The organism is Corynebacterium sp. HMSC036D03, from assembly GCF_001836185.1.
Classification (GTDB): domain Bacteria; phylum Actinomycetota; class Actinomycetes; order Mycobacteriales; family Mycobacteriaceae; genus Corynebacterium; species Corynebacterium simulans.
On the sequence record NZ_KV827737.1, the window covers coordinates 121,198 to 146,112 of the forward strand.

23 protein-coding genes are annotated in these 24,915 nt (G+C 59.6%); 12 read left to right on the forward strand and 11 right to left on the reverse strand.

The window, feature by feature from the left end:
* The 3 genes from HMPREF2692_RS05295 to HMPREF2692_RS05305 all read left to right on the forward strand — a co-directional run bounded on the left by HMPREF2692_RS05295 (position 1) and on the right by HMPREF2692_RS05305 (position 3,963).
* A complete protein-coding gene (locus HMPREF2692_RS05295; protein ID WP_061920704.1) occupies positions 1–801 on the forward strand; it encodes an ABC transporter ATP-binding protein in 801 nt (266 codons plus the stop codon).
* Positions 802–1,704, forward strand: a complete 903-nt coding sequence (locus HMPREF2692_RS05300) for a siderophore-interacting protein (protein ID WP_062035784.1) — start codon at positions 802–804, stop codon at positions 1,702–1,704. It abuts the gene before it with no gap.
* Between the two features lie 72 nt (positions 1,705–1,776).
* The gene (locus HMPREF2692_RS05305) at positions 1,777–3,963 is read left to right on the forward strand and encodes an NADP-dependent isocitrate dehydrogenase (RefSeq protein WP_070432703.1); all 2,187 of its coding nucleotides are present in this window, start codon (positions 1,777–1,779) and stop codon (positions 3,961–3,963) included.
* A 109-nt stretch (positions 3,964–4,072) separates the two neighbouring features.
* Here the strand turns inward: HMPREF2692_RS05305 and HMPREF2692_RS05310 are convergent, their stop codons facing one another.
* Positions 4,073–4,855, reverse strand: coding sequence for a MerR family transcriptional regulator (locus HMPREF2692_RS05310; RefSeq protein WP_062035786.1), 783 nt, complete (start codon positions 4,853–4,855; stop codon positions 4,073–4,075).
* A gap of 78 nt (positions 4,856–4,933) precedes the next feature.
* On the opposite strand from HMPREF2692_RS05310, the gene HMPREF2692_RS05315 reads away from it, so the two are divergent.
* Complete coding sequence (locus HMPREF2692_RS05315) at positions 4,934–6,988, forward strand: M3 family metallopeptidase (protein WP_062035787.1); 2,055 nt, start codon at positions 4,934–4,936, stop codon at positions 6,986–6,988.
* Positions 6,989–7,054: 66 nt separating this feature from the next.
* On the opposite strand, the gene HMPREF2692_RS05320 is transcribed toward HMPREF2692_RS05315, so the two are convergent.
* The 3 genes from HMPREF2692_RS05320 to pdxS all read right to left on the reverse strand — a co-directional run bounded on the left by HMPREF2692_RS05320 (position 7,055) and on the right by pdxS (position 9,745).
* Positions 7,055–8,071 carry an HNH endonuclease signature motif containing protein gene (locus tag HMPREF2692_RS05320; protein ID WP_062039135.1) on the reverse strand — a complete coding sequence of 339 codons (1,017 nt, stop codon included), beginning with the start codon at positions 8,069–8,071 and terminating at the stop codon, positions 7,055–7,057.
* 86 nt (positions 8,072–8,157) lie between these two features.
* Positions 8,158–8,751, reverse strand: coding sequence for a pyridoxal 5'-phosphate synthase glutaminase subunit PdxT (pdxT, locus tag HMPREF2692_RS05325; RefSeq protein WP_070432702.1), 594 nt, complete (start codon positions 8,749–8,751; stop codon positions 8,158–8,160).
* 49 nt (positions 8,752–8,800) lie between these two features.
* Positions 8,801–9,745 carry a pyridoxal 5'-phosphate synthase lyase subunit PdxS gene (gene pdxS / locus HMPREF2692_RS05330; RefSeq protein ID WP_256381212.1) on the reverse strand — a complete coding sequence of 315 codons (945 nt, stop codon included), beginning with the start codon at positions 9,743–9,745 and terminating at the stop codon, positions 8,801–8,803.
* A gap of 81 nt (positions 9,746–9,826) precedes the next feature.
* Between pdxS and HMPREF2692_RS05335 the strand changes: the two genes are divergently transcribed.
* Positions 9,827–11,143 carry a MocR-like pyridoxine biosynthesis transcription factor PdxR gene (locus HMPREF2692_RS05335; protein ID WP_070432693.1) on the forward strand — a complete coding sequence of 439 codons (1,317 nt, stop codon included), beginning with the start codon at positions 9,827–9,829 and terminating at the stop codon, positions 11,141–11,143.
* Between the two features lie 166 nt (positions 11,144–11,309).
* On the opposite strand, the gene HMPREF2692_RS05340 is transcribed toward HMPREF2692_RS05335, so the two are convergent.
* Genes HMPREF2692_RS05340 through HMPREF2692_RS05350 form a run of 3 tightly spaced genes read right to left on the reverse strand, consistent with a single transcriptional unit; the run spans position 11,310 to position 15,454 of the window.
* Positions 11,310–12,149, reverse strand: a complete 840-nt coding sequence (locus HMPREF2692_RS05340; protein ID WP_061920695.1) for an SPFH domain-containing protein — start codon at positions 12,147–12,149, stop codon at positions 11,310–11,312.
* Positions 12,149–12,796, reverse strand: coding sequence for a hypothetical protein (locus HMPREF2692_RS05345; RefSeq protein WP_061920693.1), 648 nt, complete (start codon positions 12,794–12,796; stop codon positions 12,149–12,151). The genes HMPREF2692_RS05340 and HMPREF2692_RS05345 overlap by 1 nt, the downstream gene beginning before the upstream one ends.
* 9 nt (positions 12,797–12,805) lie before the next feature.
* The gene (locus HMPREF2692_RS05350) at positions 12,806–15,454 is read right to left on the reverse strand and encodes a nitric-oxide reductase large subunit (RefSeq protein WP_070823046.1); all 2,649 of its coding nucleotides are present in this window, start codon (positions 15,452–15,454) and stop codon (positions 12,806–12,808) included.
* 403 nt (positions 15,455–15,857) lie between these two features.
* On the opposite strand from HMPREF2692_RS05350, the gene HMPREF2692_RS05355 reads away from it, so the two are divergent.
* The 3 genes from HMPREF2692_RS05355 (at position 15,858) to HMPREF2692_RS05365 (ending at position 18,713) form a co-directional block, all read left to right on the forward strand.
* Positions 15,858–16,067, forward strand: coding sequence for a hypothetical protein (locus HMPREF2692_RS05355; protein WP_061920689.1), 210 nt, complete (start codon positions 15,858–15,860; stop codon positions 16,065–16,067).
* A 143-nt stretch (positions 16,068–16,210) separates the two neighbouring features.
* Complete coding sequence (locus HMPREF2692_RS05360; RefSeq protein WP_061920687.1) at positions 16,211–17,548, forward strand: O-acetylhomoserine/O-acetylserine sulfhydrylase; 1,338 nt, start codon at positions 16,211–16,213, stop codon at positions 17,546–17,548.
* 13 nt (positions 17,549–17,561) lie between these two features.
* Positions 17,562–18,713, forward strand: coding sequence for a homoserine O-acetyltransferase MetX (locus HMPREF2692_RS05365; RefSeq protein ID WP_062035792.1), 1,152 nt, complete (start codon positions 17,562–17,564; stop codon positions 18,711–18,713).
* Here HMPREF2692_RS05365 and HMPREF2692_RS05370 read toward each other — a convergent pair.
* Positions 18,710–19,036: a DUF3017 domain-containing protein gene (locus HMPREF2692_RS05370; RefSeq protein ID WP_061920683.1), complete on the reverse strand. Its 327-nt coding sequence runs from the start codon at positions 19,034–19,036 to the stop codon at positions 18,710–18,712. The genes HMPREF2692_RS05365 and HMPREF2692_RS05370 overlap by 4 nt on opposite strands.
* Positions 19,037–19,894, reverse strand: a complete 858-nt coding sequence (locus HMPREF2692_RS05375) for a bifunctional methylenetetrahydrofolate dehydrogenase/methenyltetrahydrofolate cyclohydrolase (RefSeq protein ID WP_061920681.1) — start codon at positions 19,892–19,894, stop codon at positions 19,037–19,039.
* Positions 19,895–19,918: 24 nt separating this feature from the next.
* On the opposite strand from HMPREF2692_RS05375, the gene HMPREF2692_RS05380 reads away from it, so the two are divergent.
* The 4 genes from HMPREF2692_RS05380 to HMPREF2692_RS05395 all read left to right on the forward strand — a co-directional run bounded on the left by HMPREF2692_RS05380 (position 19,919) and on the right by HMPREF2692_RS05395 (position 22,967).
* Complete coding sequence (locus tag HMPREF2692_RS05380; protein WP_061920678.1) at positions 19,919–20,389, forward strand: tRNA (cytidine(34)-2'-O)-methyltransferase; 471 nt, start codon at positions 19,919–19,921, stop codon at positions 20,387–20,389.
* A 78-nt stretch (positions 20,390–20,467) separates the two neighbouring features.
* Entirely contained in the window at positions 20,468–20,734 is a 267-nt protein-coding gene (locus tag HMPREF2692_RS05385) for a FeoA family protein (protein ID WP_061920677.1), read from the forward strand.
* 2 nt (positions 20,735–20,736) lie between these two features.
* Positions 20,737–22,683: a ferrous iron transport protein B gene (feoB, locus tag HMPREF2692_RS05390; protein WP_061920675.1), complete on the forward strand. Its 1,947-nt coding sequence runs from the start codon at positions 20,737–20,739 to the stop codon at positions 22,681–22,683.
* Positions 22,680–22,967 (forward strand): hypothetical protein, encoded by a 288-nt coding sequence (locus HMPREF2692_RS05395; RefSeq protein WP_062035793.1) that lies wholly within the window; start codon positions 22,680–22,682, stop codon positions 22,965–22,967. The genes feoB and HMPREF2692_RS05395 overlap by 4 nt, the downstream gene beginning before the upstream one ends.
* Here HMPREF2692_RS05395 and HMPREF2692_RS05400 read toward each other — a convergent pair.
* Together HMPREF2692_RS05400 and HMPREF2692_RS05405 are read right to left on the reverse strand one after the other, a co-directional pair.
* On the reverse strand, positions 22,930–24,393 hold the full coding sequence (locus tag HMPREF2692_RS05400) for a PH domain-containing protein (RefSeq protein WP_082787632.1): 1,464 nt from the start codon (positions 24,391–24,393) through the stop codon (positions 22,930–22,932). The two genes, HMPREF2692_RS05395 and HMPREF2692_RS05400, sit on opposite strands and share 38 nt — an antisense overlap.
* Positions 24,390–24,839 carry a PH domain-containing protein gene (locus HMPREF2692_RS05405; protein WP_070432689.1) on the reverse strand — a complete coding sequence of 150 codons (450 nt, stop codon included), beginning with the start codon at positions 24,837–24,839 and terminating at the stop codon, positions 24,390–24,392. The genes HMPREF2692_RS05400 and HMPREF2692_RS05405 overlap by 4 nt, the downstream gene beginning before the upstream one ends.
* Between the last annotated feature and the right edge of the window lie 76 nt (positions 24,840–24,915).

Consider the following 24,915-nt stretch of genomic DNA (forward strand, 5'->3'; position numbering starts at 1 on the left):
ATGAAACAATCAGCACAACTTTCCGCGCAGGAAATCACCCTAAGCTACGGCGAGCACGACATCTTAAGCGATCTATCCCTCTCGCTCGCCCCAGGAAAGATAACCTCCATCGTCGGCCCAAACGGCTGCGGTAAGTCGACCCTCCTACGTTCGCTCTCCCGCCTGCTAAAGCCAACACACGGCGACATTTTCCTAGACGGTAAGGAGATTGCCGACATCCCGACCAAACAGCTCGCCACGTCGCTGGGCTTGCTACCGCAATCACCAATCGCGCCGGACGGAATCGTGGTCGCGGACCTCATCGGCCGCGGGCGTACTCCGCACCAGGGGCTGCTTGGCCGCTGGAGTCAGGAAGACTACGCAATTGTGGAAGAATCGATGGAGCTGACGGGCGTCGCCAGCCTGGCGCAGCGCTCCATCGATGAGCTCTCGGGCGGCCAACGCCAACGCGTGTGGATCACCATGGCACTAGCCCAGCGCACCGACATCTTGCTCTTGGATGAGCCCACCACCTATCTCGATATCAAGCATCAGCTCGAAGTCCTCGACCTGCTGGTGGACTTGAACGAAAAGCATGACACCACCATCGTGATGGTCATCCATGACCTCAACTTGGCTGCCCGGTACTCCGATGCGCTCATCGCTGTTAAAGATGGCACGGTCTACGCTCAAGGCACCCCGCAGGAAGTTTTGACACACCAGACCGTGCACGACGTGTTCGGTGTTGACTCGGTCATCGTTGATGATCCAGTCTCGGGGCTGCCGGCTGTCATGCCGATTGGGAAAAGGAGGGTGAAATAAGTGGCCTATCAACCATTCCGCGCGACCGTCGTCGACTCCACGCGGATTTCGCCAAGCTTTCAACGCGTACGCCTGTCTGGATTGAAAGAAATGGGCCCTGCAGGTGCGATCCACGATCTGCGCATCAAGCTGATCATCCCCGGCCCTGCCGGCCTGCCTGAACTGCCTGCCGCAGAAGATTGGTTCAGTTCCTGGCAAAAGCTCGACCCGGCTACCCGCGGAGCGATGCGCACATATTCTGTACGCGATTTAGACCGCGAAAACGGCATCCTCACCGTCGACTTCGTCCTGCATACTGCCCCTGGGCAAACCGGGCCAGCATCTTCTTGGGCACACGCGGCCAAACCCGGCGATAGCATTTACGTGATTGCTCCCCACGCCACCGACGCCCCAGGCCCCGGCATCGAATTCCAGCCCGGCGAGTCCCGCGAAATCCACATTCTGGGCGATGAAACCGCACTGCCTGCAATCGCCCGCATCCTCGACGAATGGCCGGCGGGGCTGACCGGCACCGTGCACATTGCGGTGCCCTACTTCCAGGATGCCCAAGCACTCGCTGCTCCAGCCGGTGTCAAGGTGGAATTCCTCCCGCACGACGAAGCCTCACTTATCGGCGCCCTCGCCCACCTCGCAGGTCTTCCCTCTCCCGCCCCTGCCGATAAAGACTTACAACCGAACTCCTTAAGCAGCGTCGTGGAGCGCGAAATCCTCTGGGAAACCCCCGCCTATTCCTCTTCCGGTGAAGAACTAGGCGAGCGCGCTGCAAGCGATGCGTATTGGTGGATTGCGGGAGAAAGCGGCGTCGTCAAGCGTATGCGTCGATTGCTGGTTAAAGAGGCCGGCGTGCCCCGTTCGGCTGTGTCTTTCATGGGATATTGGAAGCGTGGGGTCTCTGAGGGGTAGTCGTCAACGCCGCGAATACTAAGTAGGTATTCTGGTAGGTCGAAACATTTTCACGTTTTAATTAGGAGAATCATGGCAAAGATTATCTGGACCCGCACGGACGAAGCTCCGCTGCTTGCAACCTACTCTTTCAAGCCGGTTGTTGAGGCCTTCGCCTCCACCGCAGACATCGAGGTAGAAACCCGCGATATCTCCCTGGCCGGCCGCATCCTGGCGCAGTTCCCGGAGCGCCTCGGCGACAAGAAGGTCGAAGACGCCCTCGCTGAGCTGGGCAAGCTGGCTAAGACTCCGGAAGCTAACATCATCAAGCTGCCGAACATCTCCGCTTCCCTCGTCCAGCTAAAGAAGGCAATCGCTGAGCTGCAGGCTGCAGGTTACGACGTCCCGGATTACGAGGACGCGCAGGAGGCCTACGCTGTGGTTACCGGTTCCGCTGTGAACCCGGTGCTGCGTGAGGGCAACTCGGACCGCCGCGCTCCCATCGCAGTGAAGAACTTCGCGAAGAAGTACCCACACAAGATGGGCGCTTGGTCTGCTGATTCCAAGACCAACGTGGCCACCATGTCTGATAACGACTTCCGTCACAACGAGAAGTCCGTCATCCTGGAGCAGGATGACACCCTTTCCATCAAGCTCGTTGCTGAGGACGGCACTGAGACCGTCCTGTTGGAGAAGCTGCCGGTTCTAAAGGGCGAGGTTGTTGACGGCACCTTCATTTCCGCAAAGGCTCTGGATGAGTTCCTGAAGGCTCAGGTTGCACGCGCTAAGGAAGAGGGCGTTCTCTTCTCTGCTCACTTGAAGGCCACCATGATGAAGGTCTCTGACCCGATCATCTTCGGCCACGTTGTGCGTGCTTACTTCGCTGATGTCTTTGCACAGTACGGCGAGCAGCTTGAGGCCGCTGGTCTCAATGGTGAGAACGGCCTTGGCGCTATCTACGTGGGCCTGCAGTCCCTCGAGAATGGCGAAGAGATCAAGGCCGCATTCGACGCTGCTCTCGAAAATGGTCCGGACCTGGCTATGGTCAACTCCGCTAAGGGCATCAGCAACCTGCACGTCCCATCTGACGTCATCATCGACGCTTCCATGCCGGCCATGATCCGCACCTCCGGCCACATGTGGAACAAGAATGATGAAGAGCAGGACACCTTGGCTGTCATCCCTGATTCTTCTTACGCTGGCGTCTACCAGGCAGTTATCGATGATTGCAAGGCGAATGGCGCTTTCGATCCTTCCACCATGGGTACCGTTCCGAACGTCGGCTTGATGGCTCAGAAGGCTGAGGAGTACGGTTCCCACAACAAGACCTTCAAGGTGCCGGAGAACGGCACCGTGCAATTGACTAACTCCGCTGGCGACGTCCTCATCGAGCACGACGTCGAGGCAGGCGACATCTGGCGCGCTTGCCAGACCAAGGATGCTCCGATCCAGGATTGGGTCAAGCTGGCTGTTAACCGCGCTCGCCTTTCCGGCATGAAGACCATCTTCTGGCTGGACCCGGAGCGCGCACACGACCGCAACATCACCTCCTTGGTTGAGAAGTACCTCCAAGACCACGACACCGAGGGCTTGGATATCTCCATCGCCTCCCCGGTCGAGGCAACCAAGATCTCCATCGAGCGCATCCGTAAGGGCGAAGACACCATCTCCGTCACCGGCAACGTGCTGCGTGACTACAACACCGACCTGTTCCCAATTCTCGAGCTCGGCACCTCCGCAAAGATGCTGTCTGTGGTTCCGCTGATGGCTGGCGGCGGCCTCTTCGAGACCGGTGCAGGCGGATCCGCTCCGAAGCACGTTCAGCAGGTTGAGGAAGAAAACCACCTGCGCTGGGATTCCCTGGGCGAGTTCCTTGCTCTGGCTGAGTCCTTCCGCCACGAGCTCAATGCGCACGGAAACACTAAGGCAGGCGTACTTGCCGACGCCCTCGACAAGGCCACCGAGACCCTCCTCGACGAGGGCAACTCCCCGTCCCGTAAGGTCGGTGAGAACGACAACCGTGGTTCTCACTTCCACTTGACCCTCAACTGGGCGAAGGAGCTGGCTGCTCAGACCGAAGATACTGAGCTGGCCGAGACCTTCAAGCCGGTTGCTGAGGCACTCGAGGCTAAGAAGGACGAGATCCAGCAGGGTCTGCTCGATGTTCAGGGCTCCCCAGCTGATCTGGGCGGCTACTACGCACCGGACGAGGAAAAGATTTCCTCCGTCATGCGCCCGGTTGCTGCCTTCAACGAGATCATTGACGGTCTGAAGAAGTAAACCGTAACAATTCGGCTCCCTTCTCTTACGGAGGGGAGCCTTTTTGTTGCTCGAGTACGGCGCTGAGTTGAGCTCAGCGCTTAGGCTTGCTTGGTGCGTTTGAGCATCACTAACGCCATTGCGCGGTGTCTGGGTCGATTCCCGCGGCGTGTGCGGCGGCGTTAATCGCGTCTTGGAGCCACTGCGCAAGACCTGGCGCCTGGGAATCGTAGTGAGCGCGGAAACGCTCGTCGGCGGTGTAGCCGCGCGCGATAAGCACATGTTTGGACTTCGATACCGGAAAGTGCTCACCTAACAATTCGCGGTGTCGCTCTACCAGCTGTAAAGCTTCCGGCGCTGCGGGGTCCATTCCGGCCGTACAAGCAGCGGCTAGCTCACGCTCGAGTTTTTCATGGCGTTGCTTAAGCTCTTCCCAGTCTGCCACGTTGCGGCGGGCTGCATTGCGCTGGGAGATAGCCCAGTCTTCCGTATCGCCATAGGTTTCTTCGGCTTCGGCGTGGTGTTCGGCGAAACTATCGCCAAGCACTGCCGCAATCTGCGAAACCGAGAGATTGTTGTTATTCATGGTTTCCTCCAAAAGGGCATCGAGTGCGCGCACTTGTTCATCAAGGCGGCGTTGTTTTTCCATGAGCATCGCCTGTTGGCGGCGTAGGTGTTCCACCGGACTATCTCCCGCTTCCAGGGCCGCAGCTATATCTTTAAGCGGCATCCCCGTAGCGCGGTAGACCACAACTCTTTGCGCCCGTGCGATGTCTTGCTCCGAATAAAGCCGGTAGTTAGACCACGTACGAGCGTTCGGTATAACAAGTCCGCGTTCTTCCCAGTAGTGCAGAGTACGTACGCTGACTCCCAGAAATTCTGCGGCTTCGCCTACTTCCATGTGTATGCTCATACCAAAATTTCACTCCCTTACGTCGCGTGAGAGTCAAATCACTCCGCTTCAGCCCCTTATTGGGTACATTGCTCACTTATGAGTAATCCACTACTTTCTCCGTCTACTCTGCCCTACCAATTGCCACCTTTTGCCGAGATTAAAGAAAAACACTTCCTCCCGGCTTTTCACAAGGCTCTTCAGCTTCATGATGCCGAAATCGCCGCCATCGTAGATAATCCCGCCGACCCGACGTGGGAAAACACCGTCGAAGCACTAGAGAGCTCCGGACAAGACCTGGAACGCGTCATTGCTGTCTTTGCGAATCTCTCCGGAACCGATATCACCGACGGTATGGAGGCCATCGGTTCGCAGCTATGGCCAGAGCTTTCCGCCCATCAAGATGCGATCTATCAAAATGCGGTTCTCTACGCCCGTTTGAAGGAAGTGGGCGTAGACACGCCCAAGGACGAGGAATCCCAACGTCTATATGCTCATTTGCTGCGTACGTTCGCTCGCAAAGGCGCGGACTTAGATTCCGCAAGCAAGGCCCGGCTTTCGGAAATCAATCAGCGTCTTTCGACTCTGTCTGAGGAATTCGGCCGAACGCTGATGGAATCAACCCGAAAACTCGCGGTGGAGCTCACGGAACAGGAGTTGGAGGGCCTGCCGGAGGAGAGGAAGGCCTCCGCGAGCGCGGATGCAAAAGCTCTGGGTCGTGAAGGCTTCGTGATTCCTCTAGAGCTGCCAACTGTGCAATCGGAGCAGGCCCGTCTCGTGCAGCCGGAGGCTCGTGCGAAGCTTTATGAGGCGTCTGCTCGCCGCGGCGAAGGAAACGCAGAAGGTCTCATCGAGGCCGTACAGCTACGTGCCGAGCGCGCGGAACTTTTAGGATTTACCTCGCATGCCGACTATGTCATCTCTGAAGAAACTGCCGGAAGCGCCCAGGCGGCTCGCGATATGCTCTTCCAACTAGCACCTGCGGCTGAGGCCAACGCAGAAGGTGAACAGAAGTTGCTCGCCGAGGCAGCGAGCCTGCGCGATGAGGACTTTAGCGCAGCGGATTGGCCATATTGGGAGTCGCAGGTGCGTGCCCGTGATTTCGCGCTGGACGAGGAAGAACTACGCAATTACTTCCCACTCGAACAGGTCTTGGAGGAAGGTGTATTCGCTGCTGCAAATCGTCTTTATGGCATCGTGGTTGTCCCACGCGATGACTTGGAGGGATATGCCGAGGGCGTGCGCGTGTGGGAGGTTTTCGACGAGGGCCAGGATCCCGCAACGGACAAGGACAATGGCATCGGCCTGTTTGTCACTGATTACTTCGGCCGCCCCACCAAACGCGGCGGGGCATGGATGAGCGAGTTTGTGGGTCAGGCAGGTCTGCTGGAGCGCAAACCGGTGATCGTGAACGTCATGGGAATTACCAAGCCAGCCGATGGTTCACAGCCGCTGCTGAGCTTGGACGAGCTGCGCACCGTCTTCCACGAGTTTGGCCATGCGCTGCATGGTTTACTCTCGGATGTCCGATACCCCACTTTCGCAGGTACAAACGTCCCCCGAGACTGGGTCGAGTTTCCCTCGCAGATTAATGAGAACTGGGCATTGGAGCCGGCACTGGTGAAGCGTTACGCCCGCCACGTGGATACCGGCGAGGTCATCCCCGATGCACTCTTGCAGGCAGTTTCGGAAGCCAGCGAGTTCGGCCAGGGCTTTGCCACGGTGGAATACCTAGCGGCCTCGATTGTGGACTTGGCGTGGCACTCGCTTTCATTCGACGAAACCGCAGACCTCAAGGCGGCGGAGGTTGCGCAGTTCGAGAAGCAAGCCCTAGCCAAGGCCGGGCTGAACAACCCGCTTATCGCGCCGCGCTACCGTTCCCAGTACTTCAACCACATCTTCGCCGGCGGATACTCTGCAGGCTATTACTCCTACCTCTGGGCCGAGGTCCTCGACGCCGATGGATTTTCTTGGTTCAAGGAAGAAGGCGCCGGTGACTCGGACGAGCAAGCTCGTGCAGCTGGCGAGAAATTCCGCAAGCTCATCTTGTCCAAGGGCGCATCGCGCGATTTCACCGAAACCTACCGCGAACTGCGTGGCCGAGACAAGGACGTCGAGCCGCTGCTCAAGCGCCGCGGCCTCGCTGGTGCTTAAGGCATGCGTGTAGGCGCAATCGCCCAAGCGATTGCGCTAGTTCTGGCAACTACAGCTGGGTTACTGCTAGGTAACGAAGGTAGGCGGAGCTTCGTACGGTGGCTGCCATGCCACCCGCCCGCCGATGCGGAGCATGCGCCCGCGTTCGGGAGGCGCATTCGGGTCATCGCCGTTTACACCGTTGTGGTAGGAACACAGCGGAACCATATTTGAAACGTTGGTTTCGCCACCGTGGACCCAAGGCTCGATGTGGTGTATCTGGCAACGCTCAGCCGGAACTTTGCAATCCGGCCAGGCGCAGGTGGGGTTTTCTGCTGACAACATCTTTCGCTGCTTCGGCGAAGCAAAGCGCGACATGCGGTATAGATCCACCGGCCCTTCCTCGCGGCTAATCAAGGTAACGAATCCCTCGCCGGAAAAAGTACGCTCAAGATACTCCGCACCAGTCATTGTGGCACCGGAGGTAGTGCGCAAAATAACATCGCCATCATCGCGACCATTACCGCGCTGCAGCTCGCAATAATCCTCGAGATGGACTACCACCATCGTGGTAGCCTGCGTGCGCACTCCGCCCTCGGACTGCGATTCCAAGAAGCTCGCGCCGGGGCGAGACTGGTCGATGCCTTTGAATACATCCGTAATTCCCATCGAAGAACCAGTGACAGTCAGCGTGGCCAGACCATTGGGGTGCTGGCGCAAAGTAGCACGTTCAGATGCTACCCGCGGCGGCTGCATCTCCTTCAAGCGTTTGCGCGCGAGCCTTTCTACCTCTGGCGACGCCGCCGCGCAGAGTTCGACGCGCAAATTCCACGCCGCGACTTTCTTCTTAACTCGCGAAACAAAATGTTCGATGCGCCGCAGGGTGCTCAGGCTATGCTGCTGGTTTCGCGCGTGTGCAACGGCGGTGCGTTGCTTCTTGCTAAACGACGTCGGCCCAAAATAGGTGCTGTGTAGCGCCAGAAGCTCGGCGGCATCAGCAGACGTGGCACCTAAAGAAATCAGCTGTGCGGCAGACATGCCTTCGCACTCAGCGACGAGGTCAACGCCTCGGCTGAGTGCTGCAAGGTATGTCTTAAGGCTCATAGCCATCAAGCTACCCAGGCCTTCTACCAGCCACAACGCCTTGGCGCCCAGGATGGTCAAATTCGCAGCTATCTGACGGTTTATAGCTACACGCTTAAGCCTGCCAACCATCGCGCGTGGATGCGGTCATCGCCATTTTCTTCTGGATGGAAGCTCAAAGCGATGACGTTGTCTTCCCGTACTCCCACGACAACTGGAGTTCCGTCACTCTCAGGAACGGTGGCAATTACTTCCACCCCTGTGCCATGCGAGGTAACGATAGGCGCGCGGATGAAAGACGCCTCCACAGCCAGCTCCTCCTCATCCAAGCGCACGGGCACAGTGCGCTCTTCAGAGAAGCGCTGGTTCCCGAATCCATTGCGGCGCACGACGACGTCAAGTACACCGAGACTCTGTTGCCCAGGCGCCGGATTCTCCAGTTCACGGGCCAAGTAAATCAGTCCGGCGCAGGTGGCGAGGACGGGTAGGCCGGCACGGATGGCGTCGCGAAGCGGCTGCGCGAGCTCGAAGGCGCGGGCAAGGCGGTCGATGGTGGAAGACTCGCCGCCTGGAAGCACGATGCCATCAAGGCCATCCAATTCCCGGGGCAAGCGCACGCGGGTTACGTGTGCGCCGAGAGATTCCAGAATCGCCACGTGCTCCTCGACGCCGCCTTGCAAGGCCAGCACGCCAATCGTCAGCGCTTTGCCAGGCTTCGCCGCATTATCCGCCTTTTCCGCCGTATCTGTCTTACCAGCCACGTTCAGCCAAACGGTGCGGAGCCGGAACGTCAGCCACGTTGATGCCTACCATCGCCTCGCCGAGACCGCGGGAAATCTTCGCCAGCTCAGCTGGCTGGTCATACAGCGTGGCCGCTTTAACGATGGCCTCCGCGCGAGCAGCCGGATTGCCAGACTTGAAGATACCGGAGCCGACGAAGACGCCCTCGGCGCCCATCTGACGGACGAGTGCGGCGTCGGCAGGCGTTGCGACACCACCGGCAACGAAGAGCACGACCGGCAGCTTACCGGTCTCTGCCACCTCTGCGACAAGGTCGTACGGAGCCTGCAGCTCCTTGGCTGCGACATAAAGCTCATCGCGATCCAGGTGCTGTAGGCGGGCAATCTCGCCACGAATGGTACGCAGGTGCTTTACTGCCTCGGAGACGTCGCCGGTACCGGCTTCGCCTTTGGAACGAATCATCGCAGCACCCTCAGTGATACGGCGCAGCGCTTCGCCCAGGTTGGTAGCACCGCAGACGAAAGGCACGTCGAAGTCCCACTTGTTGATGTGGTTGACGTAATCGGCCGGAGATAGAACCTCGGACTCGTCAATAAAGTCCACACCGAGCTCGGCCAGGATCTGCGCCTCAACGAAGTGGCCAATACGAGACTTTGCCATCACCGGGATGGAAACCGCATCAACGATTCCCTCAATAAGGTCTGGGTCCGACATACGAGCGACGCCGCCCTGCGCGCGGATATCCGCTGGCACACGCTCCAAGGCCATGACGGCTGCAGCACCAGCATCTTCGGCGATCTTTGCCTGCTCCGGGGTAACGACATCCATGATGACGCCGCCCTTGAGCATATCCGCAAGGCCGCGCTTGACGCGGGTGGTTGCAATCTTGGAAGTATTTTCCGTCTTATTTTCAGTCTTGTTCTCAGTCTTGTTCTCAGTCTTGTTTTCAGCCATGCGGATCATCGAACCGCATAAAGTGGTCCACAACAAGGTCCAATCTAGGCCATTTGGATTAGACCACTTTAAGATGAGGATATGAATTTAGGCCTCGACCCGGACGATTCGCGGACGCTGCCAGTGCAGATTGCGGCAGCCATCCGCGAGATGGTTGCCACTGGCGCACTGCTGCCAGGCGAGCAGATAGATTCAACCCGCACCTTATCGGCGCAGCTAGGCGTCTCGCGCGGAACTGTGGTAACCGCTTTCGATCAACTCATCGCCGAGGGCTACCTCATCGCAAGCACCGGCTCCGGAACCCGCATCAATCCTCGCCTCCACCCCACCAAAGCCCCCGCGACCGCCCCGAAATCGCACACCCCACCGCCCCTCAACCGGGTGGAGCTAACCCCCGGCCTACCCGATACAACGAGCCTCATCACCCCCGAATGGCGTGCTGCCTGGCGCAACGCCGCCGCGCTTGCCAACGCTCCCCTTCTAACCCAAGAAATCGGTCACCACCTCCGCCACATGCGCGGCCTTGCGGTAGATCCGGATCGCATCCTCGTCACCGCCGGTGCGCGTGAGGGGCTTGCGTTGTTATTGCGGGGCGTCGCTAAGCAGCTGCGTATTGGCGTGGAATCGCCGGGTTATCCCAGTCTGCGCAAGGTACCGGAGGCTTTAGGCCATACCCTCGTGGAAGTACCTACCGATTCAGAGGGTGTGCGTGTTCCGCTAACGGACCTAGATGCGCTCATCGTCACTCCGAGCCATCAATATCCGTACGGCGATTCCCTCTCGGCTGCTCGTCGAACGGAGCTGGTGCGGTGGGCACGGGAGACGGGGGTACTCATCATTGAGGACGATTTCGACTCCGAACTGCGCTACGTAGGCCAACCTTTGCCCGCGCTGACTGCCCTCGAGCCCGAGCACACGGCGCTGTTGGGCACGTTTAGCTCGGTGATCTCCCCGACCATCGCTTGTGGATATCTCGTCGTCCCGGAGCACCTGCGCGAGCCGCTTGTGCAGCAGCGTCAGCTTTTTGGGCAGCCCGTGAGCTCTATTACCCAAGATGCGTTGGCGGGGTTTATGGCCAGCGGTGCGCTGCGCCGCCACACCGGCAAAATGCGCCGCGCTTACCGACGCCGCCGTGACCTAGTCACCGCCACCTTCCGCACGCTACCTGGCGTCGAGCTGCTGCCGATTCGCGGTGGTCTGCACGCTGTGTTGCTCTGCGAACGCCCAGCGGCAGCGGTGGTCACACGGGCAGCGGAACAGGGAATCGGACTTACTGCACTAGCTGATTACTGGGGCGGAGAGGAAGCACCGAACGGAGTCGTATTGGGCTTTGGCCACCTCAGCGACTTGGAATTGGCGCTAGCACTCGCTGCGGTCGCAGAAGCCGCATCTCTTTAATGGGTAGGATCTCGCACTGATTGCGCACTCATGCGCGTGCGCAGCCAACCTGCCTACGAGCATGCCTGGCGGCACTGAGCCGCGTGCAGGAAAAGCCGAAAGGGCCACGCATAGAACGTGACCCTTTAGTTGCTGCGCTAACGGTTTACTGCGGCTGCCTAGGACGTTACTTATCCTCAGCCTTTTTAGCGCCGGCTAGCTGCGAGAAGTTCTCGTTGAAATCCTTAAATCCCTTCGAGAAGGTGCCGAGGTTATCCATGAAGCCACCCATGATGTCCATCGGCAGTGGGAAGACGATGGTGGAGTTCTGGTCTGCGCCTAACTCCAGCACCGTCTGCAGGTAACGAAGCTGCAAAGCCGCAGGAGCCTTACCCAGCTCCTCCGCGGCTTCTCGCAGCTCGCGGGAGGACTGCAACTCGCCGTGTGCGGAGATGACCTTGGCGCGACGCTCACGCTCGGCTTCTGCCTCGCGGGCAAGGGCACGCTGCATCATTTCTGGGATTTCCACGTCCTTGATCTCCACGATGCGGGTGATTACGCCCCAGCGCTCGGTCTGGCCGTTGATGATATTCGCAAGATCCTCGTTGAGTTCTTCGCGGTGTGCGAGGAGATCATCGAGATCCGCGCGGCCCAACAGGCTACGCAGAGTCGTTTGCGCGATTTGCGACGTAGCGACGGCATAGTTTTCCACTTCCAGCACGGCCTTGAGCGAATCCGTCACCTCGAACATGACCACGGCGTTCACACGCACGGAGACGTTGTCCTTGGTGATGATTTCCTGCGGCGGGATGGTAAGTGTCACCACGCGCTGGTCCACGCGCTCGAGCTTATCGATGCCCGGCCACATGAAATGCAGGCCCGGCTCCATGAGCGGACGCAGATGACCGAATCGGAAGGCCACTCCGCGCTCGTACTGTTTGATAACTTTCAGCGAGTACATCAAAAAGACGATGATGAGCGCGACGATGATGCCGATGACGATCGGCCAGAAAACGAGTGCTGACATTAGCTAGCTTCTTCCTTCTTGCGTTCCGAGCGATAACGGCTGGACTTGCCGTACTTCGAACCATAGCGGTCGATTTGGGCGGCCAGCTCGGCTTCACGGTTGTCCATTTCGGGGACGACGATCTGCGGCGCATTCGATGGTGTATTCCACAGGTGGCGTGCCAACGGATAGACACCAAGACCGGTAATCACCAAGACGGTGGCAAGGGTGATAAGCACCTCGGACAGCGAGTGGTTGGTAATTAGGGACGACAGCGGGAGCAGGTAGCCCATAGCGGCCACCGCGAGGGCAATTCCGCGGTGGAAACGACCAGAGTCGGAGTGTGGCCATGGGTCGAGCTGCCGGGTGACTTCCCTGCCATGGTGGGAGACCGTGCAGGCATCCTTTACTGGACAGGTATTGCACACCGTGGGGTTGGCGCGGTAACGCATGACGCGGTTTTCCGGGTCAAAGCTCGACGGCCAAAGCCACTGATCCTCAGGGCACTGCCAGGCGTCGTGTTCCTCCAAGTAGCGGAAAGTGCCAGCGCGGTTAGCCATGGTGCGGTTGGCGGTTTGCTTCGCCATAGCATCAAAGCCCCACGCTACAACCAGAAGAAACAGGCCGTAGCACACCGCCAGGAGGGTAAAGATTCCTGGAGCTTGCATTATGTGTCCCTACTTCTTCTGATCCGGCTTATTCTGATTTGGCTTCTTCTGGCCAGGATTACCGTCCGCCCGCTTGTCGGAGCGGTAGGTGCCGCCCCACTTGGTGCGCGATTCGAACTCTGGGTCCTGTGGGCCAGAAGCTGCAGAATCGCCGCGGCCCGAGTCCGGGGCTTGCTCTTCAACGAAGGCGCCACGCTCGTCGATGTAGCCATAGCGGCGGCCTGCCACTCGTCCAGTGCTGTGCGCGCCGTCGCGGGTATCCACACGACCCTTTCCGCCGGAGACAAGGCCGACGCTGGAGGCAGCGCCCGCGACGGGCACCTCGCCGGCGTGATCGTCGTCGTCAGGCGCGATGATGCTAAACAGCGGATCCTTCGGGTGCTCTTCGATGGTCGGGATTTCCTTGTTAAACAGCACGCCCTTGAGCGCCATCCATAGGAACGGGATGATGCCGGCTAAGAACATGACGTCGCCAGGCATGCGCAGCCACTCCATGATGAAGTTGCCAGGCTCGGTGATGTAGCCCAGGGAACGTGCCTCGACGTATCCGGAAGCCACGGATTCGTAGAGCTGCATAACGCCCAACGGGAGCAGCGAAATAACAACCATCCACAGCAGACCGATGTTCTGCAGCCAGAAGGACCACGCCATGGCCTTGTCGGACCACTTTTCCTTCGGGATAAGGTAGCGCAGCGCGAACACGGACAGGCCGACGGCCAGGAAGCCGTATACGCCCATCATTGCGCCGTGTGCGTGGTTTGCGGTCAGCGCGGTACCGATCTCGTAATAAGAGACGATCGGCAGGTTGACTAGGAAGCCGAAGATGCCGGCGCCCAAGAAGTTCCAGAAGCCAACTGCAACCAGGAACATAACTGCCCAGCGGTGTGGGAATGGGCGTTCGCCGGAGGCGCGCTGACGGGAACCGAGCTGCATGAAGGTCCAAGCCTCAACGGTCAGCAGGGTCAGCGGCACGACCTCGGCAGCAGAGAAGAAAGCGCCAAGTGCCATGTGCTCAACCGGGGTACCGGAGAAGTACAGGTGGTGCATAGTGCCCAAAACGCCACCGGTGGAGTACAAAATAATGTCCAAGAAGATGATGCCGAGGGCGATCTTCTCGCGGATGACGCCGAGAAGCACGAAGACATAGGCCACCATCACGGTGGTAAACAGCTCGAGGAAGTCCTCCACCCACAGGTGGACGACCCAGAAGCGCCAGAACTCGGCAACAGAGATATGGGTCTCGGAGCCAGCCAGGTTACCCACTGCATAGAAAGCAGGGATGGCGATGCCGGCGTAGAAGAACAGCCACGGCATATTGGACTTGTGTTCGTACTTCAGGCGGCCGCGCAGCTGGCGGAAGATGATGCCAATCCAGACAAACATGCCCACAGTGAGCAGAATCTGGAAGAAGCGCGGCAGGTCAAGGAACTCCCACTGCTGGGAGAACAGGGTGCCTTCCTTGATGTAGCCCATGGTGGACAGCCACTCGAAGGCCATGGAGCCAAAGACCACAAACGCGATGGCACCGAGCAGGAACCAAACCAGCCAGTGCTGCTTCTTCGGTTCCTTCTTGCCCACGAAAGAGGCCAAGAAAATACCGGCAGCAAGCAGGCCGCCTGCAGTCCATAGCAGCGACAGCTGGAGGTGCCAAGTACGCGAGACGTTATACGGCAGGATCTCCTGCAATGGGATACCGAAGAAGCCGGTTAGCTCCGTGCGGTAGTGCTGTGAGGCTGCACCCAGGAGCGCCTGGATGAGGAAGAGCAATGCGATGACAAGGACAAACCATGCCACGACCTTCTGCGACTTGGTAAGACCTACCTCGCCCGGCTGGGTGAAGTCGAGGTTTGGCGCCTCTTCTGCGTGCCAACCAATGGACTTAGACCAACGGCCATAAATCGCGAAGATAAGGCCGGTGCCGCCGATCAGCGCGATGAGCGAGAGCACAGACCAGACCACGAGGTCTGCGGTCGGGCCGTTATCCACGCGTGGCTCAGCCGGCCAGTTGTTGGTATAGGAGTAATCGTGGCCCGGGCGCTCTGCCGCAGAAGCCCATGCAGTCCAACCGAAGAAACCAACAAGGTTGTTGATCTGCTTTTTGTCTGTAATGAACTCAGATGGAAGTCCCTTGTTATGAGAGTCTTCGCCAAAGTACTTCGCGTAGTAGTCCTTGTTGGACTCGAAAGCAGCGATTTGGTTATCGGTCCACTTCAGTACACCAGTTGCTTCGTCGTAGCGGTTGGTGCGGAACTCCTGCTGGACTGCTTCTTCTGGAGTCGCGTCCGGGGAGATGAAATCGGGATAACCGTTGGCGTCGTTAAGCTCGCGTGCCTTATCCAAAGACATGCGGAGGTATTCCGCCGTGTAGTCAGGGCCTAAGTAGGCGCCGTGGCCCATGACGGAGCCGTATTGCTGCAGGCCGCGGGTTTGGTAGAGAGCCTGACCGTTCAGAATCTCATCCTTGGTCAGGATGGTCTCACCGGTGGTTTCGGAAACAATCTTTTCCGGAAGAGGCATAGACGCGTTGTAAGTGCGGTACGCCAAGAAACCCATGACTAGAAAGCCAAAGATCATGACTAAGGCGACGCCCTGCCCCCACACGCTGCTGAGCTTAAGGACCGGCTTGCGGCGGTCCTCGTGGCTAGTAGTGGTGGACATATATTTTCCTGTCTTCTCAATGTGCTGACGCTTAGACTGCGCGCCAAGGTGTCCCGAGGCAGAAGGCACCCACACCGATTATGGACGGAAAAACTAGAGTTAAATAGCTGGGCGCGCGCCCACCTTCCCCAAAGGCGGTCATACGGAAGGTTGACATCCGCCAATAGCTAGACCATTCCCCCATTGCTGACTTTCAGCTAATTTTTATATCTCCCCAAGTAAAACGCAATAATGTACGTCGACCACACCTCCCGATTTGCTTTATCTTTAAAGCGATTTCCCAACGATGTTAATTCGATCACCATTCGCAAAGCACTGCAAAAATCAGAGTACATAGAGGTTAACGCCACCAACCCCAACCTCAAAAGTTGTTTAATTCGGATTTTGTCGTATTATTTTAAGCATGACTTTCGCAGAGCACACCAAGCGCAACTGGCTAATCACCCTCTTTGCCACCATCTTCCTTGCGGCGATTGTTTCGATGATTTTTCTGAACGACCCACACCAAACCGTCACGGTCGCAATGGTCTTCATTGCGGCTGCCTTACTACTCTTCGGCGGAATCCTAGGCGGCTGGTACCTCATCCATCAGCGCGCGGGCTCCCAAAAATAGACACGCGCTAAACTCACACCGCGACTAGCGGTCGGCTACCTGCCGACCGCTTTGTCTGTTTTTATTCATTTCACTTGCTGGGCAAACGTCAAATTTTCTCCACATCCATGCCCATTATGAACCGCTTGGTCTAGTCTTTGCTCATGGCTACAAAATACGACACCAGCAACTTAGAAAACCTCGCCCTCGCTACCCGCTGCCTGCACGTAGGCCAGGATCTCGACGGCTCCACCAACTCTCGCAACATTCCGATTTACCAAACCACCTCCTACGTCTTTGATTCGGCCGAGCATGCCGCCGCTCGCTTTGCGCTTGCCGACGCCGGCCCCATCTACACCCGGCTGACAAATCCCACGGTGGACGCACTCGAGCGTCGTCTAGCGGCGCTCGAAGGCGGCGTAGCCGCAGTCGCCTTTGCCTCTGGCCAGGCGGCAGAAACCGCCGCCATCGAAACGCTGGCTGGCGCGGGCGACCACATCGTGGCCTCCCCTCGCCTCTATGGCGGAACGAATAGCCTTTTTACCCATACGCTGCACCGTCTCGGCATTGAAGTAACTCTGGTCGAGGAACCCGATGATCCGCAGTCATGGCAGTGCGCTGTGCGCGGAAATACCAAGGCTTTTTATGGAGAGACCTTCGGCAACCCGGTGGCAGATGTGCTGGATATTCCGGCAATCGCTGAGGTAGCGCATGCAAACCAGGTGCCGCTGATTGTGGACAACACCATCGCTACCGCGGCACTGGCGCGCCCGTTAGAGCTCGGCGCGGACGTCGTCGTCGCCTCCACCACCAAATTCTATTCCGGCTCGGGCTCGGCCATCGGTGGCGTCATCGTCGACGGCGGCACCTTTGACTGGACCGTTCAGCGCGACGGCAAGCCGGTGTTTCCGTTCTTCACCGAACCCGACGAAAGTTACCATGGCCTGCGCTTCGCAGACCTCGGCGAACCGGCTTTCGCACTGCGCGCCCGCGCTGGCATCCTCCGCGATACGGGCGCCGCAGTCTCGCCTTTCAACGCTTGGCTGACCTTAACCGGGCTGGAAACTTTGGAGCTGCGCGTGCAGCGCCACAACGAAAATGCCCAGGCAGTTGCGGAATTCCTCGAGGCGCATCCGAAGGCGGCCAAGGTCAATTACGCCGGCCTCGACTCGAGCCCGTATAAGACCACCAAGGAAAGGCTCGGCTACCAATACACCGGTTCGGTACTTTCTTTCGAAGTGGCCACCGAGTCAGGCGAACCCGCAGCGGCCACAGAAACCGCCTGGAAGTTCATCGATTCCCTCAAGCTGCATTCCAATCTGGCCAACATCGGTGATACCCGCTCGCTTGTGGTGCATCCGGCTACCACCACCCACTCGCAATCCAACGAGGAGGGGCTGCGAGTAGCTGGCATCACCCAAGCCACGATTCGCCTCTCCGTTGGTATCGAAGCAATCAACGACATCATCGCTGACCTCGAGCGCGGCTTCGCGGCCATCTAATCAAGAAGTCGCCATGACTGTGCCCAACTTGGCTTGTGAAGGTGAGCTCGAAGAAGTCGGCGTCGGCAAGCTGCGTACTGAAGCAGGCGCTGAAATTCCCGAGGTGCGTATCGCGTATCAACGGTGGGGCAAATTCGCCGGTGACCCGCACGGCAAGAATAACGTGCTGCTCATCGAGCATGCGGTGACCGGCGATTCCAACGTGGCCGACTGGTGGGCCGACCTGCTGGGCCCAGGCAAGGCTTTGGATACGCGGAAATGGTGCGTGATCGCCACCAATGCGCTGGGCGGCTGTGCTGGTTCCACTGGGCCCGCCAGCGCGCATCCCGACGACGGCCGTGCCTGGGGTTCGCGCTTCCCCGCGCTATCGATTCGAGATTTGGTGAGAGCGGAAAGGCAATTCCTAGAAGTCCTCGGAATCACCCAGGTCCATGCCATCATCGGTGGCTCCATGGGCGGGGCGCGCACACTGGAGTGGACGCTGCTGTACCCGGAATCCATAACCGCGGCCTGCGTCATTGCGGTATCAGCGCGGGCTTCGGGCTGGCAGATTGGCATTCAATCCGCACAGATTTCTGCCATTGAGCGCGACCCGTTCTGGCACGGCGGGGATTACTACGCAAGCGGCAAAACGCCTCGCGAAGGGCTCGCCGCCGCGCGCCGGATTGCCCACCTCACCTACCGCGGCGAACAGGAAATCGACGAGCGCTTCGGCGTCCAGGCACAACGCGGCGAGGATCCGCTCGGGCCTTACCGCGCGGGGAACCAGCGTTTCGCGGTCAACTCCTACTTGGACTATCAGGGAGAAAAACTCGCCCGCCGCTTCGACGCCGGCTCCTATGTAACGCTGACGGAGGCGCTCAACCGCCACGACGTCGGCCGCGACCGCGGCGGCCTCAACAAAGCGCTAGCAACATCGACTGTTCCCACGATGGTAGTCGGCGTGGACACGGACATCCTCTACCCGTATCACCAGCAGGAACATATCTCGCGCAACATTGGCAACCTGCTGGCCATGGCGAAAATCGTCTCCCCCGTCGGCCACGATGCTTTCTTGGCCGAAGCCCGCCAGATGGACCGAATCTTGCGTAACTTCCTTACGCTCTCGGCACCTGACGGACTGGAGTTGGAAACGGCGTTTAGCGGCAGCGAGTACTACATCTAAGACCCCAACGCATCGACTGAAACCGACAAAAACACCATCACGGCACCAATAACGCCGCTAAAGCACGCATCAAAACGGCGCGATCGGACCGCGAGGATGCCGACGATTTTCGAGTCACAGCTAAGCCGCACCAACGAAAGCCAAAGCAGGCCTGCACCAAGGACTACCGTGGCGCGGCGCCAGTGCTCGGAAATCGCGAAAACCGCAGAAAGCGCAACGGCGGCACAAAATAGCCCCACGGCCGCCCACTGCACGGACGCGGGTAGGCGGGAGGGCCGCAGGTTGGCGTCGTGCGGGTTATCGAGGTTTAGCTCCGGGGCCATCTACTGCTGGCCCGCCAACTTTTCTGCGCGCTCCACGATGTTAGACACCAGGAATGCGCGGGTCAGCGGGCCGACACCGCCCGGGTTCGGCGAGACGAAGCCGGCCTTGTCCCAGACGTCTGGTGCGACGTCGCCAGCCAACTTGCCATCAACGCGGGAAACTCCGACGTCGAGAACCGCGGCGCCTTCCTTGATCATGTCTGCGTTGAGCATATGTGCCTTGCCGGCCGCTGCGATGATGACGTCGGCAGCGCGCGTCTCGGCAGCCAAGTCCTTGGTACCGGTGTGGCAGAGCGTAACGGTGGAATTTTCACTGCGGCGGGTAAGCATCAAGCCGATCGGACGGCCAACAGTCACACCACGGCCGATGACGACGACCTTCGCTCCATCCAGCTCCACGCCAAAGCGACGCAGCAGGTGAATGCAACCATTCGGGGTGCACGGCAGCGGGGCATCCTCGTTCAAAACCAGCTTGCCCAGGTTGACCGGGTGCAGGCCATCGGCGTCTTTTTCCGGATCAATCTTGGCCAGGATCTTGTTTTCATCCAGGTGCTTAGGCAGCGGCAGCTGCACGATGTAGCCGGTGCAGCCGTCGTCTTCGTTTAGCTCGTCGATGACCTTTTCCAGCTCCTCCTGGCTAATATCCGCCGGAAGGTCCTTGCGGATGGAGTTGATTCCCAGCTGTTCGCAGTCGCGGTGTTTCATCTTCACGTAGGAGTGCGAGCCCGGGTCATCGCCCACCAGCACGGTGGCCAGGCCAGGCTGGATGCCCTTTTCCTTGAGGGCCTCGACGCGGGTTTTCAGATCCGCGAAGATCTCGTCGCGGTACAACTTGCCATCTAGTTTGGTTGCGCTCATGCGCTCCATCCTAGACTTATGCCCATGAGCCAGCTGCACATCGTCTTTGATAATCCCGTGATCCCCACCAATACCGGCAACGCAATCCGCACCGCCGCCGTCACTGGAGCGTCCCTGCATCTCATCGAACCGCTCGGATTCAACTTCGATGACAAGCACCTAAAGCGCGCCGGCCTGGACTACCACGACCTTGCTGACCTGCACATCCACAAGGACTTCGACGCTTGCATGGACGCACTGCCCGGCGCGCGCGTGTTTGCTTTTAGCACGCATACCGATAAGTGGTTCACGGACGTCGAGTTCCAAGAAGGCGATGTCCTACTCTTTGGCACCGAGCCCACCGGCTTGCCGCCAGAGCATCTTAATCACCCACGTATCACCGAGCAGGTGCGCATCCCGATGGTCCCGGCGCGCCGTTCGATGAACCTGTCTAACGCGGCGTCGACAGCCGTGTATGAGGCTTGGCGCCAGCTGGGGTTTAAGGGCGCTGTCTAGGACAATTGTCACAACGATTAGGTAAACCATCATTCGGTTAGGGTAACTTTATAACCGAATTTGAAAGGATGCCTAGTCATGTTGCCTTTGCACGTACGCTCAGGCGAGTCGACCTCCCACAACTCGGCCTACTCCCTGCCTGTCGGTTCTACCGTTACCCTGCGCCCCGAATGCCTGGATTGCGTGCATAATCCGGCCATGGCCCGCCGCTTGGGCGAGCTGGGCATCCGCCCGGGAGCATGCCTAACCGTCGGCGCGCATGTGGCAGGTGGCGCGCGCATCGTCGCGGTTGGCTCCTGCCGCTACGCCATTGACCGCCAGACGCTGCAATCAATCGGGGTTTAGTGATGAGTGCTGTAACGCCCAGCTGCCATGGAAATCCGGGCGGGGCGCTGGCTCCCGCGGGCGCTGCCATCATCGCCATGGTGGGTGCTCCGAACTCCGGCAAGTCTACGCTTTTTAATGCGCTAACCGGTTCGAAGGTGCAGACCGGCAACTGGCCGGGCACGACCGTGGAGGTCAGCCGCGGCGCATGGAATATTGCGCATTCGTGTTGCCCGGCCGAGGTTGCCGATCTCATTGACTTCCCCGGCAGCTATTCTTTGGATCCGCTCAGCCCGGATGAGGCGCTCACGCGCACCATGCTTTACGACGCCGCCCCTGCCGAGCGCCCCGATCACGTCATCGTCGTGGTCGACGCGACTGCGGTTGCGCGCGGGCTCAACTTGGCGTTTCAGCTCGCAGAGCTTCCCTACCGGCTCAGCATCGCGCTGACCAAGCTGGACGTGGCACAAGACCAGGGCTTACAGGTGGATGCCGATGCGCTCGCGAGGGCCACGGGAATCCCGGTGGTCTGTGTGGATGGCCGCCGGCGGGAAGGATTGGAGCGCCTGCGTGAGACGGTGCAGGTTTCCCTCACTAAGGAGCCACAGGTCCTGCGCGAAGACGCCAGCATCGACGCCCGCTTTGCGGATCTCGACGCCGCCACCAAAGCAGCGGTGCACACGCAGTCCCAGCCGGTCACGCGTTCGCAGCGCCTAGATGCGATAGCGCTGCACCCGGTAGCGGGCCCGTTGCTTTTCCTCGCGGTGATGTGGCTAGTCTTTCAGATAACCACCACGGTGGCCGCTCCTCTGCAAGACGGCTTGGAGGCGCTCGTCTCAGGGCCCATCTCTGACGCAGCACGCCACCTGCTGGAGGCAATCGGCCTTCAGCATCCGCTGGTAGAGGGCTTGCTTGTCGACGGCCTTATTGGCGGCGTCGGCATGGTCCTCACCTTTGCACCCCTGATGGCGCTGATGTTTTTGTGCCTGGCCGTGCTGGAGGATTCTGGCTATATGGCCCGCGCGGCAGTGGTTACGGACCGTTTCATGCGCGCCATCGGCCTGCCAGGCAAGGCATTTTTACCTATAGTTGTAGGCTTTGGCTGCAACGTTCCTGCCATTGCTGCGACCCGCGTGCTGGGTTCGCCGCGGCATCGCATCATGACCTCGCTGCTTATCCCGTTTACCTCCTGCTCTGCCCGGTTGGTGGTCTTCGTGATGCTGGCGGAGACCTTCTTCCCGGGTCATGCCGGCAGCGTCGTTTTTTGTATGTACGTCATCTCCATCGCTCTGCTTATTCTGGTGGGATTGGTGCTGCGCGGCACGTTGTGGCGGGCTGTGCCGCAGGACCCGCTGGTCATCGATCTTCCGACGTACCAACTTCCCACCTTCCGCCTCGCCATGTCGGTGATGTGGACGAGGCTGAAGGGATTTCTGCAGACTGCCGGCGGCATCATCGTCTCCACGGTGGTGGTCATCTGGCTGCTCATGGCGATTCCCGTAGGCGCTGATGGGGTTTCCCTGTCTGACTACAAGTCGCCAGCTCCTGAGGATTCAGCTTATGGCGCTATCTCGCGCAGCATCGCTCCGGCCTTTGCCCCGGCGGGCTTTGATTCTTGGTCGCTCGCGGGCCCGCTAGTGACGGGGTTTGTGGCCAAGGAAGCACTGATTTCCACGTGGTCGCAGACCTACGCAGTAGACGACGTCACCGACGCCGCACCCGAAGAACAGGCATCGAGCCCCTTAAGCGAGAAGGTGCGCGCCGACTTCGCCACAGCCTCCGACGGAAATACGAACGCTGCAGTGTGGGCGTATATGCTCTTCCTGCTCGCCTATACCCCGTGCGTGGCAACGCTGGCTGCCCAGAAACGGGAGATTGGCTGGCGCTGGACACTCTTCGGTTTCGCGGTGCAACTATTTACCGCTTGGGCCTTGGCCGTGGTCGCCTTCCAGCTCTTGAGGCTGCTATGACCTCGCCCATTGCTCAGGTAAAGGACGCGATTTCCTCCGGCACCACCACCCGCGCCGGAATCGCGCACGTAACGGGCCTTAAAATCGGCACGGTCAATCTTGTGATTTCACACCTGCTCTCCACCGGGGAGCTAAACGCCGAAACGCTCAACTCCTGCCCCACCAGCGGATGCGGTTCCTGTACTGCTGCAGCCCACTGCGGCACAGCCTCCGCCAACCCCGGACGAAAGCGCGGTCCAGTCTTGCTTAGTCTGCGCCGGCCTCGCCCGGCGCCGGCATCGTAGCCTCGTGCTCCATCGAAGGCAGTTGGCGTTGCCGCAGGCGGGTGAGAAGCTCGGCGGCGTCGGCAAGCGCAAGCTGCTTTCCCGCCATTCCAACGGGACCCTTAACCAGATCGAAGCGGATGTTTTGCACGCCCAGCAGCTGATTGAGCGGGCCGGCTTGGACCGTCAGTTCCTGGATATGCGGAGTGCCCACGACCATCACCCGACGCGACAGTCTTCCTGAATGCACAACGGCGACGTCCTCGCCCACCAACGTGACCGCCTGCTGGCGCACATCCACCGGCGAGGCCAACCAGGCCTTACGCGGCGACACATAGGTGGGGTGGGTGTGCCCCTCTGGCTGGGCGTAATACTCGATCTGCGCGGCATCAAGATCGGAGACCAGCTCTAGTACGCGCAGCGCCTGCTCCCGCGTGCCCACCGGCAAGATGCGCGTGGAGCCCGACTGCTTGCCGCCGCCCACCGCGCCGTACCCGGCCACGGAAACCTGCACCTCGTACCAGCCAAACATGCGCCACAGCAGCGGCTGGGTAACCCGCACCGCATGAATGCGCGAACGCCGGATCGTCTGGCGGCGGCGGTCAGCCAAGCCGTAGGAGATGTTGAGTACCTCATCGTGGCCGTCGTAGCGGGATTGGAAGCGCCACGAGGTATCGATGAGATTCCAAATATTGGGCACAAAGCCCACCACGATGGGCACCGTGGCGGCGCGGAAATCCGGCAAAGCGAGGAAAATCGCCATGACTACAACCGCAATCAGCGTGGGCAAACGCAGCGCCTCCGCCGCCAGCGTGCGACCAACGGGGATTTCTGGAATCAGCTGCCAGCCCTGCTCTTCCGCCGGAGCTACCTGCCCGACCGCCTCGGAACCGGCATCCTCCGACACCGCCGAACGGCTATGCACGTGGGTCAGAAGCTCCTCGCGCAACGCCATGGCCTCTTGCCTGCGCAGAAAGGAAATCTCAATGACAGAGGCCGTGCCGCCGGCTGTTTCCACGCGCACTGCAGCCAGACCAAATAACCGCGCGATGACGGACTCCACCACGTCGACAGCCTGAATGCGGTCATAGCGTGCGGAGCGAAAAGACGTGGAAATCACGCCGTGGCGCAGCGCCACCTCATCGGGGCCGAGCTTATAGCCCAGCTTGCGCCACCAGATGGCGGAGACATACCAAATGCCCAGGCAGACCACGACGAAGCCGCCGAGCCCCGCGAGCGTTCCAAGGCCAATGTCACTCCAGTGCCCGCCGCGCAGGTAGGCCGCGATGTCGGAGAGCATCTCCAAGTTGAAGTTGAGCACGCAAATGGCCAGAAACGCGAAGATAACCGACCAAAAGCGCAGCAGCGGCGTCAGCCGGTGCACACGGCGATAGCCTTCCCTATCAACTGGGGCGCGGTCCTTGCCCAGCCGGTGCCGTCCGTTCACAGTCCGCTCATCCTCTCGCGCGCCTTCACGGCGAGGCGCTCGCGCAATGCATCGGCGTCAGCGGCTAAAAGGCCTGCAATTTTCGCATCTGAGCTTGTCGACGCCGTGTGAATCTTCACCCTTTTCAGCCCCAAGGACCGCTCGATGGGGCCGGCGGAGACGTCCACGAACTGGATGCGGCCGAACGGAACAATGGTCAGGCGGTACCACAGCTTGCCGCGGGTAATCACCAGCTCATCGTCAGTCTCCTTCCACCCCATATTCGCCACCTGCGCGGGGATAAGCCAGAGCAAGTAAACGAACCACACTCCCCAGGCTCCGGCGAACCAGTACCAAAATGAGCTGGCGAAGTATCCCGCAACCGCGAAAGCGATAGCAAAGCCTGCCGACCAGCTCAGGTGGTGAATATAGCGAGCTGTGGTCAGCTTCCGGGAGACCGGATGCATGTCTGGAGGAAGGGCGGAGCGCATGCCGCCTATGCTAACAAAGCCTCAGATTTCTTTACAAAGTGTTGGGTTTATG

What these genes read in the sequence shown, in the direction of transcription:
- HMPREF2692_RS05375 (WP_061920681.1), bottom strand. Translation starts at nt 19,894, where the DNA reads ATGAGCGCAACCAAACTAGATGGCAAGTTGTACCGCGACGAGATCTTC.
- feoB (WP_061920675.1), top strand. Translation starts at nt 20,737, where the DNA reads ATGAGTGCTGTAACGCCCAGCTGCCATGGAAATCCGGGCGGGGCGCTG.
- HMPREF2692_RS05380 (WP_061920678.1), top strand. Translation starts at nt 19,919, where the DNA reads ATGAGCCAGCTGCACATCGTCTTTGATAATCCCGTGATCCCCACCAAT.
- HMPREF2692_RS05355 (WP_061920689.1), top strand. Translation starts at nt 15,858, where the DNA reads ATGACTTTCGCAGAGCACACCAAGCGCAACTGGCTAATCACCCTCTTT.
- HMPREF2692_RS05315 (WP_062035787.1), top strand. Translation starts at nt 4,934, where the DNA reads ATGAGTAATCCACTACTTTCTCCGTCTACTCTGCCCTACCAATTGCCA.
- HMPREF2692_RS05335 (WP_070432693.1), top strand. Translation starts at nt 9,827, where the DNA reads ATGAATTTAGGCCTCGACCCGGACGATTCGCGGACGCTGCCAGTGCAG.
- HMPREF2692_RS05340 (WP_061920695.1), bottom strand. Translation starts at nt 12,149, where the DNA reads ATGTCAGCACTCGTTTTCTGGCCGATCGTCATCGGCATCATCGTCGCG.
- HMPREF2692_RS05345 (WP_061920693.1), bottom strand. Translation starts at nt 12,796, where the DNA reads ATGCAAGCTCCAGGAATCTTTACCCTCCTGGCGGTGTGCTACGGCCTG.
- HMPREF2692_RS05320 (WP_062039135.1), bottom strand. Translation starts at nt 8,071, where the DNA reads ATGAGCCTTAAGACATACCTTGCAGCACTCAGCCGAGGCGTTGACCTC.
- HMPREF2692_RS05365 (WP_062035792.1), top strand. Translation starts at nt 17,562, where the DNA reads ATGACTGTGCCCAACTTGGCTTGTGAAGGTGAGCTCGAAGAAGTCGGC.
- HMPREF2692_RS05395 (WP_062035793.1), top strand. Translation starts at nt 22,680, where the DNA reads ATGACCTCGCCCATTGCTCAGGTAAAGGACGCGATTTCCTCCGGCACC.
- HMPREF2692_RS05310 (WP_062035786.1), bottom strand. Translation starts at nt 4,855, where the DNA reads ATGAGCATACACATGGAAGTAGGCGAAGCCGCAGAATTTCTGGGAGTC.
- HMPREF2692_RS05360 (WP_061920687.1), top strand. Translation starts at nt 16,211, where the DNA reads ATGGCTACAAAATACGACACCAGCAACTTAGAAAACCTCGCCCTCGCT.
- HMPREF2692_RS05295 (WP_061920704.1), top strand. Translation starts at nt 1, where the DNA reads ATGAAACAATCAGCACAACTTTCCGCGCAGGAAATCACCCTAAGCTAC.
- HMPREF2692_RS05305 (WP_070432703.1), top strand. Translation starts at nt 1,777, where the DNA reads ATGGCAAAGATTATCTGGACCCGCACGGACGAAGCTCCGCTGCTTGCA.
- HMPREF2692_RS05370 (WP_061920683.1), bottom strand. Translation starts at nt 19,036, where the DNA reads ATGGCCCCGGAGCTAAACCTCGATAACCCGCACGACGCCAACCTGCGG.
- HMPREF2692_RS05405 (WP_070432689.1), bottom strand. Translation starts at nt 24,839, where the DNA reads ATGCATCCGGTCTCCCGGAAGCTGACCACAGCTCGCTATATTCACCAC.
- HMPREF2692_RS05385 (WP_061920677.1), top strand. Translation starts at nt 20,468, where the DNA reads ATGTTGCCTTTGCACGTACGCTCAGGCGAGTCGACCTCCCACAACTCG.
- pdxS (WP_256381212.1), bottom strand. Translation starts at nt 9,745, where the DNA reads ATGGCTGAAAACAAGACTGAGAACAAGACTGAGAACAAGACTGAAAAT.
- HMPREF2692_RS05350 (WP_070823046.1), bottom strand. Translation starts at nt 15,454, where the DNA reads ATGTCCACCACTACTAGCCACGAGGACCGCCGCAAGCCGGTCCTTAAG.